The 13,828-nt window shown below is 73.2% G+C and carries 14 protein-coding genes; 4 read left to right on the top strand and 10 right to left on the bottom strand.

Annotated features, from left to right (window positions below; all coding sequences use genetic code 11):
* Positions 1-14 precede the first annotated feature (14 nt).
* From FHU36_RS07820 to FHU36_RS07830, 3 genes are read left to right on the top strand one after another with little or no spacing between them, the layout of a single operon-like run.
* Positions 15-839 carry a sulfotransferase domain-containing protein gene (locus FHU36_RS07820; RefSeq protein ID WP_185084677.1) on the top strand — a complete coding sequence of 275 codons (825 nt, stop codon included), beginning with the start codon at positions 15-17 and terminating at the stop codon, positions 837-839.
* Complete coding sequence (locus tag FHU36_RS07825; protein WP_246501995.1) at positions 827-2,209, top strand: lipopolysaccharide biosynthesis protein; 1,383 nt, start codon at positions 827-829, stop codon at positions 2,207-2,209. Before FHU36_RS07820 ends, FHU36_RS07825 begins: the two co-directional genes overlap by 13 nt.
* Positions 2,206-3,180: a sulfotransferase gene (locus FHU36_RS07830; protein WP_185083088.1), complete on the top strand. Its 975-nt coding sequence runs from the start codon at positions 2,206-2,208 to the stop codon at positions 3,178-3,180. Before FHU36_RS07825 ends, FHU36_RS07830 begins: the two co-directional genes overlap by 4 nt.
* Here FHU36_RS07830 and FHU36_RS07835 read toward each other — a convergent pair.
* Positions 3,143-3,865: a WecB/TagA/CpsF family glycosyltransferase gene (locus tag FHU36_RS07835; protein WP_312891485.1), complete on the bottom strand. Its 723-nt coding sequence runs from the start codon at positions 3,863-3,865 to the stop codon at positions 3,143-3,145. The genes FHU36_RS07830 and FHU36_RS07835 overlap by 38 nt on opposite strands.
* A gap of 508 nt (positions 3,866-4,373) precedes the next feature.
* On the opposite strand from FHU36_RS07835, the gene FHU36_RS07840 reads away from it, so the two are divergent.
* On the top strand, positions 4,374-4,574 hold the full coding sequence (locus FHU36_RS07840) for a hypothetical protein (protein WP_185083089.1): 201 nt from the start codon (positions 4,374-4,376) through the stop codon (positions 4,572-4,574).
* A 367-nt stretch (positions 4,575-4,941) separates the two neighbouring features.
* On the opposite strand, the gene FHU36_RS07845 is transcribed toward FHU36_RS07840, so the two are convergent.
* The 9 genes from FHU36_RS07845 to FHU36_RS07885 all read right to left on the bottom strand — a co-directional run bounded on the left by FHU36_RS07845 (position 4,942) and on the right by FHU36_RS07885 (position 13,825).
* Positions 4,942-5,832 (bottom strand): glycosyltransferase family 2 protein, encoded by an 891-nt coding sequence (locus FHU36_RS07845; protein WP_185083090.1) that lies wholly within the window; start codon positions 5,830-5,832, stop codon positions 4,942-4,944.
* A 17-nt stretch (positions 5,833-5,849) separates the two neighbouring features.
* Positions 5,850-6,749, bottom strand: a complete 900-nt coding sequence (locus tag FHU36_RS07850; protein ID WP_185083091.1) for a sulfotransferase — start codon at positions 6,747-6,749, stop codon at positions 5,850-5,852.
* Positions 6,750-6,897: 148 nt separating this feature from the next.
* Positions 6,898-8,160, bottom strand: a complete 1,263-nt coding sequence (cysN, locus tag FHU36_RS07855) for a sulfate adenylyltransferase subunit CysN (protein WP_185083092.1) — start codon at positions 8,158-8,160, stop codon at positions 6,898-6,900.
* A 4-nt stretch (positions 8,161-8,164) separates the two neighbouring features.
* Positions 8,165-9,079 (bottom strand): sulfate adenylyltransferase subunit CysD, encoded by a 915-nt coding sequence (cysD, locus tag FHU36_RS07860; protein ID WP_185083093.1) that lies wholly within the window; start codon positions 9,077-9,079, stop codon positions 8,165-8,167.
* A gap of 48 nt (positions 9,080-9,127) precedes the next feature.
* Positions 9,128-9,892 (bottom strand): inositol monophosphatase family protein, encoded by a 765-nt coding sequence (locus FHU36_RS07865; RefSeq protein WP_185083094.1) that lies wholly within the window; start codon positions 9,890-9,892, stop codon positions 9,128-9,130.
* Positions 9,892-11,331, bottom strand: a complete 1,440-nt coding sequence (locus FHU36_RS07870; RefSeq protein ID WP_185084680.1) for a sugar transferase — start codon at positions 11,329-11,331, stop codon at positions 9,892-9,894. Before FHU36_RS07870 ends, FHU36_RS07865 begins: the two co-directional genes overlap by 1 nt.
* 113 nt (positions 11,332-11,444) lie before the next feature.
* The gene (gene pth, locus FHU36_RS07875) at positions 11,445-12,029 is read right to left on the bottom strand and encodes an aminoacyl-tRNA hydrolase (protein WP_185083095.1); all 585 of its coding nucleotides are present in this window, start codon (positions 12,027-12,029) and stop codon (positions 11,445-11,447) included.
* Between the two features lie 60 nt (positions 12,030-12,089).
* A complete protein-coding gene (locus tag FHU36_RS07880; RefSeq protein WP_185083096.1) occupies positions 12,090-12,713 on the bottom strand; it encodes a 50S ribosomal protein L25/general stress protein Ctc in 624 nt (207 codons plus the stop codon).
* A 134-nt stretch (positions 12,714-12,847) separates the two neighbouring features.
* The gene (locus tag FHU36_RS07885) at positions 12,848-13,825 is read right to left on the bottom strand and encodes a ribose-phosphate diphosphokinase (RefSeq protein WP_185083097.1); all 978 of its coding nucleotides are present in this window, start codon (positions 13,823-13,825) and stop codon (positions 12,848-12,850) included.
* Positions 13,826-13,828: the final 3 nt, after the last annotated feature.

The raw sequence follows: 13,828 nt of genomic DNA on the forward strand, positions 1-13,828 counted from the left end.
AGGCCGTGCTGTCGATGTCGCGCGGCGCCGGGCGGGCGACCGCGCTCGCGCGGGTGCTGCCGTCGTTCCTCATCGTCGGAGGGCAGCGGTGCGGCACCACCTCGCTCTACCGGGCGCTGGCGGCGCATCCGCTGCTGCTCAAGCCGGTGCTGCACAAGGGCGTCCACTACTTCGACGTCGCCTACGGTCGGGGCCTGCCCTGGTACCAGGCGCACTTCCCGCTGCGGGTGGCGGCCGCGCGACTCGCCAGGAGGCACGGGACGGCGCCGCGGGCGTTCGAGTCGTCTCCCTACTACCTGTTCCATCCGCTGGCCGGGGAGCGCATCGCCGCCGACCTGCCCGGGGTGAAGCTGGTCGTGCTGGTCCGCGATCCGGTCGAGCGGGCCTGCTCTGCGCACGCGCACGAGCTGGCCAGGGGGTTCGAGTCGCAGCGGTGCTTCGAGCGGGCCCTGGAGCTGGAGGCCGGGCGGCTGGACGGGGCCGAGGAGAGCCTGCGGGCGGGGGCGGACGCGGTGCACCACTCGCACCGCCACCACGCCTACCTGGCGCGCGGCCGCTACGCCGACCAGCTCGACCGGCTGGAGCCGCTGTTCGGCCGCGAGCGCATGCTGGTGCTCGACAGCCATGTCTTCTTCGCCGAGCCGGAGCGGGTGTACGACCGCGTGCTGGAGTTCCTGGGGGTGCCGCACCTGGGATACCCGGTGTTCGAGCGGCACAACGGGCGGGGGCGGCCGGCGCCGCTGCCGTGCACCGTGCGGCGGCGGCTGCGCGACGGGTTCGAGGCGGACGACCGGCGGCTGGCGCGCTGGCTGGGCGGTGACCCGTCATGGCGGCGCTGACCCGTGCCGCGCGTGCCCGCGCGGCGCTGACCCGGGTGCCGATGACCCGGGCGGTGCGGGCTCGTGCGGGCCGCCTCCCCGTGGCGGGTGGGACGGTGGTGGGGCGGGTCGCGCGGGGCGGGCTGGCCGGGGTGGGCGCGGCCGTGGTGACCGCTCTGGCGCAGTTCGCGCTGGTGATGGTGGTGACCCGGACGTTCAGCGTGGAGGTGGCGGGGGCGTTCCTGACCGCCACGGCGCTGGCGCTCATGGCGGCGGGGGTGGCGAAGCTGGACGCGGGCAACGGGCTGGTGTTCTTCATCGTCCGGGCCAGGACGGCCGGTTACCGCGGCATTTCCGGATATATCCGGGCGGGGCTGGTGCCGGGTCTGGTGGCCGCCACGGTCGCCGGGCTGGCCCTGCACCCCCACCTCGGCTTCCTCGCGCCGGCGCTCCCGGTGATGGTCGCCGCCGACGTGCTGCTCGCCGCCACCCGCGGGTTCGGCGCCATGCGGCCCACCGTGGTCCTCGACGGGGTGCTGCTGCCCACCGCCCAGCTCCTGCTCGTGACCGCCGCCGCCTGGCTCCTCACCGCCACGCCGCGGGGCCTCTCGCCGCAGACCTGGCTGGGGCTGGCGTGGGCGGCGCCGTACGCGGCGGTGCTCGTCCTGGCCGCGGCGGCGCTGCGGGGCCACCTGCCGCGCACGCCGTACCTGCCGGGGACCTGCCGCGACCTGTGGCGGCACACCGCGCCCCGGTCGGTGGCGGCAGCGATCCAGGCGGTGTTCCAGCGGCTGGACATCGTGGTCGTGGCCGTGCTGGGCGGCCCGGCGCAGGCCGCCGTCTACGCCGCCGCCACCCGCTTCAAGGTCGTGGGCCAGCTCGCCAACCAGGGACTCGCCCAGGCCGCCCAGCCACGCCTGGTCCGCGCGCTCGCGGACGGCGAGCTCGAACGGGCCCGCGAGCTGTACCAGGCGACGACGGCGTGGCTGGTGGTGCTCACCTGGCCGGTCTGGCTCGGGTACGCCCTGCTCGCGCCGTGGGTGCTGCGTCTGTTCGGGGCGGAGTACGGCTCCGGGGTGCCGGTGGCGCTGGTGCTGGCGGCCACGATGATGGTCGCGACGGCCTGCGGCATGGTCGACGTCGTGCTGACCGCCGCCGGGCACACCACGGCCAGCCTCGGCAACCTCGTCACCGCCGTCGCCGCCACCGTCGCCCTCGACCTCGCGCTGATCCCGGCGCACGGGGCGCTCGGAGCCGCGCTCGGCTGGTCGGGCGGCATGCTGCTGAAGAACGCCCTGCCGCTCTGGCAGCTCCACCGCCGCTACGGCCTGCGCCCCTTCGGCCGCCACAGCCTGGCCGCGCTCCGGGTCCGCACCTGGGCGGCGGCATGACCGCCCCGGCTCCGGCGCGGCGGCCGATCCTGGTGACGGGGCTGCCGAGGAGCGGCACGAGCTGGACCGGCAAGATGCTCGCCGCCGGCGGCGAGGCCGTCTACGTCAACGAGCCGCTCAACCCGCAGCACCCGCCCGGCCGGTGCCCCGGTGTCCTGCGTGCCACCGTCACCCACCGCTTCCAGTACATCTGCGACGACAACGCCGCCGACTGGCTGCCCGCCTTCCGCGACACGGTCGCGCTGCGCTACCGGTTCCTGCCGGAGCTGCGCGCCAACCGCTCGCCGTACGACCTCGCCCGCCTGCTCAGGTACGGCACGTCGTTCACGCTGGGGCGGCTGACCCGGCGGCGGGCGCTGCTCGACGACCCCTTCGCGGTGCTGTCGGCGGGCTGGTTCGCCGCCCGCCTGGGCTGCACGGTGATCGCCCTCGAACGCGACCCGGTGTCGTTCGTGGCGAGCTGGCAGCGGCTGGGATGGACCGTCTACTTCCACGAACTGCTCGAACAGCCCCTCCTCGTCCGCGACCACCCCGAACTGCTCGGCCTGCGCGCCCTCGTCGGCTCCCAGGACCGCGTGCTCAAGGCGGCCACGCTGTGGCGGGTCACGCACGGCATCCTCGCCCGCACCCCCGGCATCCACCTCGTCCGCTACGAGGACCTGGCGGCCGACCCGGTGCGCGGCTTCCAGCGCCTGTACGGCCTCGCGGGCCTGTCGTGGTCGGCCGCCGCCGAACGTCGCGTCAGGCGGGCCTGCACGGGCCCGGCGGACCGGGGATCCGCGTGGCCGGGGCTCTCGTGGACGGGGTTCACGGCTCGGGGTTTCGCGTGGTCGGGGCTGTCGCGGACGGCGTTCCGGCCGATGGACTCGCGGCTGGCCGTGGAACGGGCCGCCCGAGGGCTGACGCCCGCCGAGGTGTCGCGGATCCGCGAGCTCACCGCCGCCGGCAGCGTTCGGCCAGGCAGCCGGTGAGCAGCCGGACCGCGAACGGCAGGTCGTCCACCAGGTAGCGGCGCGCCAACCGGCCCGGCTCGCTGCCCAGCCGGAACGCCCACTCAAGCCCCGCCTCCCGCATCCAGCCGGGCGCCCGGGGCACCGTGCCGGAGGCGAACGCGATGGCCGCCCCGCAGCCGACGAACCACGCGTGGGGCAGGCCGCGGCACAGCGAGGCGATGAGCTGGTCCTGCCGCGGGAACCCGAGCCCCACGAACACCACCTTCGGCCGCGCCGCCGTCACCCGGCGCAGCACCCGCTCCCGGCCCGCGAGGGTGCGGTCGAAGGCGGGCGGCGGCGACTCCACCCCGGCGACCTTCAGCAGCGGGAAGACGCTCGTCAGCTCGCGAGCGGCGGCCACGGCCACCCCCGGGGGCCCGCCCAGCAGGTAGACCGGCCAGCCGCGGCGGGCGGCTCGCTTGCTCAGCGACCAGATCAGGTCGGCGCCGGTGACCCGTTCGGGCAACGGGCGGCCGAGCAGCCGCGACGCCCACACGAGCGGCATGCCGTCGGCGACGACGAGCTCGGCGGTGTTGACCAGCTCGCGCAGGGCCGGGTCCCTGGAGGCGGCGCGGCAGATGTCGACGTTGGGGGTGACGATCCGGCCCCCGCGCCCCGCGTCCAGCTCGGCGGCGACGCGCTCGACCACTTCGGCCTCGGTCACCGGATCCACCCCGATCCCCGCCATCACCACCCGCCCCACGGGCACGACACCGGGAGCCACGACGTCGGAGGGCGCTCCCGAAGGGGGTCCGGCCGGGCGAGACCCGGCCCTGGGCGGCGTGCCCGTAAGGGGAACAGCCGTCGGGGGCACAGCCGTGCGAGGGACAGCCGTGGACGGAACAGCCGTGCCGGGAACAACCGTGGACGGGACAGCCGTGCCGGGAACAACCGTGGACGGGACAGCCGTGGGGGGTACAGCCGTGGGCGGGACAGCCGTGCGGGGAGCAACGGGCGGCGGAGCGGGGTGATCTGGCGCGCCCGATCGGGCTCCCTCCGGGTCGTCCGCGTCGATCGGGCGCGACGGTGTCCGTTCGGGGACCGGCGGAGCCCCACGAGGTACGCCCTCCCCTGGGCTCGCCGCAGCCGGCGCGGTCCGAAGGGGCACGGCCTCCCTTGGGACCGCCGTCTCCCGCGCGCCCGTGTCGGGGACGGGCCCATCCGGGGTCGCCGTGTCCGGTGGGGCGCCGCAGGACGCCGAGCTGGGGACGGGAGCGCCGGGCGTGGCCCCGGCGGGCGGGATCTCGTCGGGCGCGGGCGTCTCCCCGGCATGGATGCCGGTGGCGGAGCTGGGGCGGATGACGCTGGAAACGTGCTGGATGGCGCCCAGCGCGTGGCGGGAGGCGGTCAAGCGGGCACGGAAGGTCGACTGACTCCCCGGGCTCTCCCCGACATGTGCGGCGCGCGCCGGGGAAGTCGCCGGCCCTCCCCCGGAACTGCGCGCCCTCTCGGGAGGCGACTCCCCCTCCGAAGGTGGTTCGCCCTCGGCACGCCGCTCACCCTGGCCGGATCGTTCGCCCTCGGCACGCCGCTCACCCTGGCCGGATCGTTCGCCCTCGGCGGGTGACGGCTCCGCCCGGCTGGGGGCCGGCCGCCCGTCCCCCTCGGGCCGGGGCCGGTGGGCGGGGTGCTCCGCCTCACCGTGACGGGTGTCGCCCGCGGGGCCCGTGCTTGTGCGGTCCGCGGGGTCGTGCGCCGCCGGGTGGGGAGACGGCGGGCGTGGTGTGTGGGGTGGGGTGGTCAAATGCCGTGCCCCCTGCCGTGGAGGAGAGCGAGGACCGCGGGCGCGGGCACGAGCCCCGCCGCGACCGCGAGCGCGATGGGAACGCGGGGTTCGGCGGCCCGCGCGGACAGGGCGCGCATCGCCCACCGCAGCGCCGCGCGCCGGTGTCCCAGCGCGGCGTGGTGGAAGGCGAGCTGGCCGTAGACGCGGGCGGCGCCGCGCGGGCAGGCGGCCAGGCGGGGGTGCCGGGCGAGCATCCATTCGAGCCCGGCGATGCGGTCGCCCCAGCGGGTGACGTAGTGGGAGGCGCCCCAGCGGACCCGGACGAGGGGCCGGTCGACGTTCGCCAGCGGCCGGCGCCGGGCGGCGCGCAGGGCCAGGTCCCAGTCCTCGTTCTGGCCGCCGGGCGCGCTCTCGTCGGCCAGCAGCGTGCCGTGCCTGAACAGGAACGTGGACGAGTGCACCATGACCATGCGAGACCGGAGGAGGTCGTCCTCCGTCACCGTGGCGGTGCCGGCCAGGCGGGGCACCCGGCGCCCGCCGTAGTCGACCTCGATGCCGCAGCTCACGAACTCGGCGCCGGTGTCGAGCGCGGCGAGCTGGGCGGCGAGCTTGCCCGGCAGCCACTCGTCGTCGTCGTCGCAGCAGGCGATCAGGTCGGTGTCGCACGCGGCGATGCCGGTGTTGCGCGCCCCGGGCAGGCCGGGGGTCCGGTGGTTGGGCAGCACGCGTACGGGCCGCAGGCCGGCCAGTTGCCCGGCTACGGCCGCCGGGTCGGCCCCGTCGGCGACGACGACGAGATGCGTGCGGCCCGGGTGGTCCTGGGCCAGCGCCGCGGCGACGGCGGCGCGCAGGTGGTGGGGCCGGTCGCCCCGCGTGGGGATCACCACGCCGACGGACTGCTGCATGAGACTCCTCCCCGGGGTCACGCCGTCACCCCGCGGTAGCCGTACCTGCGCCGGAGCGGCCAGGTGAGGGCGGCGACCAGCCCGCGGTGGGGGCCGGACCGCCACGACTCGTCGAGCGCCAGCCCGACCGGGCCGACGGTGAAGCGCATCGGGTTGCCGGAGGCGGTGTGGGCCGTGGTGAGGCGGGCGGTCGAGCCGGTGACGAAGGGCAGCGCGGCGGGCAGGCCCAGCCGCTGGGCGAGGGCCGTCAGGGTGGCGTGCGGGTCGGTGACCAGGTCCTCGTAGCGCAGCCGGGTCACCTGGGCGCCGCGGCGGGCGAGGAGGTCGAGGGCGAGGTTCTGGGCACTCCAGTGGAGGGCGGTGCGGGCCGGGCCCCAGCGGGTCATCGGGCGGCCGTCCTCGGGACGGGCCACGGTCCGGCGCCAGGAATGGGCGACGGCCCGCGGATCACGGACGACGTGCACCACGTGGACGGGGACCCCGCCCGCCGCCAGGCAGTGGGCGAGGGAGGCGTGCTTGCTGGAGTCGACGACGACACGGGCGCCGGCCGTCTCGGCCGCCGCGTCGTAGACGCGCCGGTAGGCCCGCACGTACGCGGCGAGGTCGGGATGGCGGACACGCAGCACCCTGCGGGTGCGATCGACGCGCTGCCGCAGGTCGAGCAGGCCCGTGGCCAGCGACTCGGTCCAGCCGCCGAACGCCCGCTCCCCCACCTCGCGCCAGAACGGGCAGTCGGGGAACGGCTCGCCGCAGCCGCACGGCTCCGCGCCGAGCACGCCGCGCGCCCACAGGTGAACCACCTCGCCGAGCGGCGCCACGCCGGGCAGCTCTCCCAGGAGCCTTTCGAGCAGCGTGGTGCCGCTTCGGCCGAGGCCGCCCAGGAAGACCACCCGGGCGGCTGTCGAGGGGTGAGTCACGGGGGAATGGGCTTTCACATCGTGGATACGTAACGTGACAACCCTAGCGCGCTGGGTAACCGAATGGTCACCCGAACGCCAAAGGATCTACCCGCGAACGCCGACGGCCCCCGCCGGGAAGGGCGGGGGCCGTCGGGCAGGAAACGCGTCAGTGAGCGTCGATGATCATGCCGGCGCCGATCGTGCCGTTGGTGGCCTCGTCCACGAGGATGAAGCCGCCGGTGAGCCGGTTGCGGGCGTAGTCGTCGACGAACAGCGGCTGGGTGACGCGGAGCGACACGCGGCCGATCTCGTTGAGGCCCAGCGACGTGGCCTCCTCGTCACGGTGCAGCGTGTTGACGTCGAGCCGGTAGTGCAGGTCGCGCACCAGGGCGCGGGCCGTGCGGGTGGTGTGCTTGATGGCCAGCTTGGAACGCGGCGCGAGCTTGGCGGAGTCGCTCATCCAGCAGACCATGGCCTCCAGGTCCTGGGCCACGTGCGGCTGGTTGTTGGGCCGGGCGATCATGTCGCCGCGGGAGATGTCGATGTCGTCCTCGAACCGGAGCGTGACCGACATCGGGGGGAACGCCTCCTCCACCGGCCCGTCGAAGGTGTCGATGGAGGCGATCCGGGTGGCCAGGCCCGAGGGCAGGTGGACCACCTCGTCACCGGGCTTGAGCACGCCGCCCGCGACCTGGCCGGCGTAACCGCGGTAGTCGTGGAAGGCGTGGTCGGTGGCCCTCTGCGGGCGGATGACGTACTGGACCGGGAAGCGCACGTCGACCAGGTTGCGGTCGGAGGCGATGTGCACGTTCTCCAGGTGGTGCAGCAGCGAGGAGCCGTTGTACCAGGGCATGTTCTCCGAGCGGGACACCACGTTGTCGCCGTTGAGCGCGGAGATCGGGATGAACGTCAGGTCGGCCACGTTGAGCTTGGAGGCGAACGCGGTGAACTCCTCGCGGATCTCCTCGAACCGCTCCTCGGAGTAGTCGACGAGGTCCATCTTGTTGACCGCGAGCACGAGGTGCGGCACCCGCAGCAGCGAGGTGAGGAACGCGTGGCGCCGCGACTGCTCCAGCACGCCCTTGCGCGCGTCGATCAGGATGATCGCCAGGTCGGCGGTGGAGGCACCGGTGACCATGTTGCGGGTGTACTGGATGTGGCCCGGCGTGTCGGCGATGATGAACTTGCGCCGCGGCGTCGCGAAGTAGCGGTAGGCCACGTCGATGGTGATGCCCTGCTCCCGCTCGGCCCGTAGGCCGTCGGTCAGCAGCGACAGGTCGGTGTATTCGGTGCCGCGGTCGCGCGAGGTGCGCTCGACCGCCTCCAGCTGGTCCTCGAAGATCGCCTTGGAGTCGTAGAGCAGGCGCCCGATGAGAGTGGACTTGCCGTCGTCGACGCTTCCGGCCGTGGCGAAACGCAGAATGTCCATCGGTCTAGAAGTAGCCTTCCCGCTTGCGGTCCTCCATGGCGGCCTCCGAAGAGCGGTCGTCGGCCCGGGTGGCCCCTCGCTCCGTGATCCGGGTGACCGCGATCTCTTCGATGATCTCTCCGACCGTGGCGGCCGTGGACTGCACGGCCCCGGTGCAGGTCATGTCACCCACCGTGCGGTAGCGGACCACGGCCTCGAAGAGCGGCTCGTCGTCGCCACGCTGCACGACCTCGGCGTCGGGCAGCAGCATCCCGTCGCGCTCGAACACCTTGCGGGTGTGGGAGAAGTAGATGGACGGGATCTCGATGCCCTCGCGCCGGATGTAGTCCCACACGTCCAGCTCGGTCCAGTTGGACAGCGGGAAGACCCGGATGTGCTCGCCCTTGCGGATGCGGGCGTTGTAGAGGTTCCACAGCTCGGGGCGCTGGTTCTTCGGGTCCCACTGGCCGAAGTCGTCGCGGAAGGAGAAGACCCGCTCCTTGGCCCTGGCCTTCTCCTCGTCGCGGCGGGCGCCGCCGAAGACGGCGTCGAACTCGTGCTCCTCGATCGCGTCGAGCAGCGTGGTGGTCTGCAGCCGGTTGCGGGAGGCGCGCCGGCCGGTCTCCTCGACGACGCGGCCCGCGTCGATGGAGTCCTGGACGCTGGCGACGATCAGGCGCGCGCCGAGCTCGGCGGAGCGCCGGTCGCGGAACTCGATGACCTCGTCGAAGTTGTGGCCGGTGTCGACGTGCATCAGCGGGAACGGGATCGCCGCCGGCCAGAACGCCTTCTCGGCGATGCGCAGCATGACGATGGAGTCCTTGCCGCCGGAGAAGAGCAGACACGGGCGCTCGAACTCGGCCGCCACTTCGCGCATGATGTGGATGGCTTCGGCCTCGAGCACGTCGAGCTGCGACGTCGTGTAGTCGCGCTGGAGCATGGGAGCTTCCTCCGGCGATAGGGCGGTGCGGGTGGGTCGGCGGTCGGGTCAGCGGTGCAGGTCGCGAATCCCGGCCAGCAGGGTAGGCGCCAAGTCGGGTAGGGAAACCAGGATATCCGGTAGTGAGGGGTCCGGCTGGTTGTAGGTCAGCGCCGCGCCGTCAATCCGGCTGGCGTGGGCCCCCGCGGCCTGCGCGACGGCCACCGGGGCTGCCGAGTCCCACTCGTACTGGCCGCCCGCGTGGACGTAGGCCTCGACCTCGCCGGTGAGCACCGCGGAGATCTTCGCCCCGGCCGACCCGATGGGCACCAGGTCGGCGCCCACGAGGTGGGCCAGGTTGCGCACGAACTCCGGCGGCCGGGTGCGGCTCACCGCGATGCGGAACCTGCCGCCCTGGTGCGCGGGCAGCTTGGGCGGCTCGCCGGTGCCGAGGGTGCGGCCCTGCGCGGGCAGCGCGACCGCTCCCGCGGCCAGCTCGCCGCGCTCCCACAGGGCCACGTGCACCGCCCAGTCGGACCGGCCCTCCTCGGCGAACTCGCGGGTGCCGTCGAGCGGGTCGACGATCCACACCCGCTCGGCTTCGAGCCGGCTCGGGTCGAGGCGTTCCTCCCGGGTGGCCTCCTCCGACAGCACGTGGTCGCTCGGGCGGAGCCGGGCCAGCGCCTCCATGAGGAAGACGTGGGACTCGCGGTCGCCGGCGGCGCGCAGGGCGGCCGCGTCGGCGAAGCCCTCCCGCGCACGTACGGCCAGCAGCCGCTCGCCGGCCTCGGTCGCCAGGTCGGCGGCGAGGGAGTGGTCGTCGCGAATCGTCATCAGTAAGCTCCTTGCCCGCGGGCGACAGCCGACCAAGTCTTCCACAGGATCTGGAGGTCGAGCGTGAGGGACCAGTTCTCCACGTAACGCAGGTCCAGCCGCACGGATTCCTCCCACGACAGGTCCGACCTGCCGCTGACCTGCCACAAGCCGGTCAGTCCCGGCCTGACGAGCAGTCTCCTGCGTACGTCGTCGCCGTAACGGGCGACCTCCTCGGGCAGCGGCGGGCGGGGGCCCACCAGTGACATGTGGCCGAGGACCACGTTGATGAGCTGGGGCAGCTCGTCGAGCGAGTGGCGCCGCATGAACGCCCCCAGCGGGGTGACCCGCGGATCGTTGCGGATCTTGAACAGCACGCCGTCACCGTCGCTGACCAGGGTGATCTTCGCCTCCTCGGAGCCGCGCCGCATGGTGCGGAACTTCACGATCGTGAACAGCGCACCGTCCTTGCCGACCCGCGTCTGCCGGAACAGCGCGGGCCCGGGGCTGGTGGCGCGCACCGCGACGGCCAGGGCCACGAGCAGCGGCGACAGCAGCACGAGCAGCGTGGCGGCCACCACCCGGTCGAAGACGTTCTTGACGAGCTGCCGGGCGCCGGTCAGCTCGGGATGCTCGACGTGCAGCAGCGGCAGCCCGGCGGCGGGTCTGATGGTGGTGCGCGGCCCGGCCACCTCCATCAGGGCCGGGGCGACGACCAGCTCGGTGTGGGTGCGCTCCAGCCGCCAGGCCAGCCTGCGCAGCGCCACACCGTCCATCTCGGGACAGGCCAGCACGGCCACGGTGTCGGCGCCGTGCTGGCCAACCACGATGGGCACGTCGCAGAAGTCGCCGGCGACCGGCACCCCGGCGATCGTCTCGCCGGGCGCGTCGCCGGGCAGGCAGGCCGCGACGATCTCCATGCCGTGGTGGCGTTCCTTGCGGAACAGGTGCACCAGCTCGGCGATCGAGGCGGCGTGGCCCACGGCCACCACCCGGCGCATGCAGGCCCCACCGGCGCGCCGCCGGTGCAGGGAGCGGCGCAGGCCGTACCTGAGGACGAGGGTGAGCAGGGTGACCAGCGGCAGGGCGAGCACCACGTAGCCGCGGGCGACGTCGGTCTTGCTCACATACGAGCCGATGGCGGTGATGGCGGTCAGCGCCACACCGCACTGCAGCACGCGGCGGAACTCCTCGGACCCGATGCCGATCATGCGCGGCTCGTAGGCGCGGTTGAGCGCCACCGCGCAGACCCACGCCCACGGCAGCGCCACGCTGACCAGCAGGTACGGCGCCGCGTACGCGGTGAGGTCACCGAATCTCAGCAGGAAGGCGGCGCCGGCCCCCGCGCCGGCCCCCAGCAGGTCGGACAACACGGCCCGCGCGCGGTAGGCCCGCACCCAGCCCGGCAGGCGCGGGCCGACCCGCCAGGCGGGGTGCGGCCCGGAGCCGACGACGGTCATCAGCACTTCGCCGTCGTTCAACGCACGCCTCCACGTGACCGGATATCAACAGACAGTCACCAGATCGTAGCGTTGCGCAGTGGCGAGAAGGCTCGAACGGACCTATGCGGGGATCAGCGAGGAGGGCCGGAAATCTTAAGGTCTGCCCGGTGGTATTCGTTCTGGGTGGCTTCGAGGCCGTGGTGGATCAGCGACTCGACCACGTCGGCGGCCCGGTCCACGAGGAAGGGCAGGTCCTTGCGCTCGGCGGTCGCGAAGTCGCGCAGCACGAAGGCGGCCGGGTCCATGCGGCCGGGCGGGCGTCCGATGCCGAAGCGGACGCGCAGGTAGTCGCGGGTGCCGAGGGACTTGGTGATCGACTTGAGGCCGTTGTGACCGTTGTCGCCGCCGCCCAGCTTGGCGCGCAGCGCGCCGTAGGGGACGTCGAGCTCGTCGTGGACGACAATCAGCCGGTCGGGTCCGATCTTGTAGAAGTCGGACAGCGCCTTGACCGGGCCGCCCGACAGGTTCATGAAGGTGAGCGGCTTGGCCAGCACCGCCGCGCGGGTCTCCAGCACCTCGGCCCGGCTCTTGTGCGCCTTGAACCGCCCGCCGGCCCGCGCGGCCAGTTCGTCGAGCGTCATGAAGCCGGCGTTGTGCCGGTTGCCCGCGTATTCGGAGCCCGGGTTGCCCAACCCGACGATGAGCCAGCGGTCCATGAGTTCCCCTCAAGCGGAAACGGGGCAGCCGACATCGCCGGCTGCCCCGTCGGTGACGCGTTACTCGGCAGCGGCCTCGGCGGTCTCGCCCTCGGCGGCCTCGGCGGCCTCACCCTCGGCGGCCTCGCCCTCGGCGGCGACGGACTCGGTCTGCTTGTTGATGACGTGCAGGACCACGGCGTCGGCGTCGGCGGTCAGCGTGGTGCCCTCCGGCAGCTTGAGGTCGCCGGCGGTGACCGCGGTGCCGATCTCCATGCCCTCGACGTCGACCTCGACGCCGGTCGGGATGTTGGTGGCCTCGGCCTCGACGGCGATGGAGACGAGCTGCTGGTCGAGCATGCCGTCGGACTGGACGTCACCGACCGTGGTGACCGGGATCTCGACGGTGACCTTCTCGCCGCGCTTGACCAGGAGCAGGTCGACGTGCTCGACGAAGCCCTTGATCGGGTCGCGCTGGACGCCCTTGGGCAGGGCCAGCTCGTCGACGCCCTCGCCCTTGAGGCGGATCAGCACGTTGGGCGTGCGGAGGGCGAGGAGGACCTCGTGGCCGGGCAGGGTCAGGTGCTTGGGCTCGATGCCGTGTCCGTAGAGGACGGCCGGGACCTTGTCGGCGCGCCGGATCTTGCGAGCGGCGCCCTTGCCGAACGAGGTGCGCTTCTCGGCGGCGATACGTACTTCGGACATGACATCTCCTAGGGATGCGTGGAGGATTCGGGTGTGCGGCGCTCTCCCTGACCCGCCCTAGCGGGAGGCGTTACGAGCGCAACCGTGCCAGTCTACTGCGTCATCGGCCGAGCTCCGCTCAGCTTCCGCTCAGCTCAGGTGTCGCCCTCGAACATGCTCGTGACCGAGCCGTCGGTGAAGACCTCGGTGATCGCGCGGGCGATCAGCGGCGCGATGGACAGGACCGTCAGCTTGTCGAAGCGGCTGGCCTCCGCCAGGGGCAGCGTGTTGGTGACGATGACCTCGCTGATGCGGGAGTTCTTCAGGCGGTCGACGGCCGGGTCGGAGAAGACGGCGTGGGTGGCGGCGACGATCACGTTGGTGGCGCCCTGCTCGTAGAGGGCGTCGGCGGCCTTGCAGATGGTGCCCGCGGTGTCGATCATGTCGTCGATCAGCACACACGTGCGCCCGCGGACCTTGCCGACGACCTCGCTGACCTTGACGGAGTTGGCCACGTCGAGGTCGCGCCGCTTGTGGATGAAGGCCATGGGGGTGCCGAGCGTGTCGGCCCACCGCTCGGACAGCCGCACGCGCCCGGTGTCGGGCGAGACGACGGTGGTGGTGGCCAGGTCGAGTTTGTTCTTCAGGTAGCTCTCGAGGACCGGCATGGCGAACAGGTGGTCGACGGGACCGTCGAAGAAGCCCTGGATCTGCGAGGTGTGCAGGTCGATGGACATGAGCCGGTCGGCGCCCGCGGTCTTGAACATGTCGGCCATGAGCCGGGCCGTGATCGGCTCGCGCCCGCGCCCCTTCTTGTCCTGCCGGGCGTAGCCGAAGAACGGCATGACCACGGTGATGCGCTTGGCGGAGGCCCGCTTGAGCGCGTCGACCATGATGAGCTGTTCCATGATCCACTGGTTGATGGGGCGGGTGTGGCTCTGGATCACGAAGGCGTCGCACCCGCGGACGGACTCCAGGTAGCGCGCGTAGATCTCGCCGTTGGCGAAGTCGACGAGTTTGGTGGGGGTGAGGGAGACGCCGACGTGCTGGGCGACCTCCTGTGCCAGCTCGGGGTAGGCCCGGCCGGAGAAGAGCATGAGGTTCTTCTCGCCCGGCTGCTTGATGCTGGTCATGAA

It is taken from the genome of Nonomuraea muscovyensis, from assembly GCF_014207745.1.
Lineage (GTDB): Bacteria > Actinomycetota > Actinomycetes > Streptosporangiales > Streptosporangiaceae > Nonomuraea > Nonomuraea muscovyensis.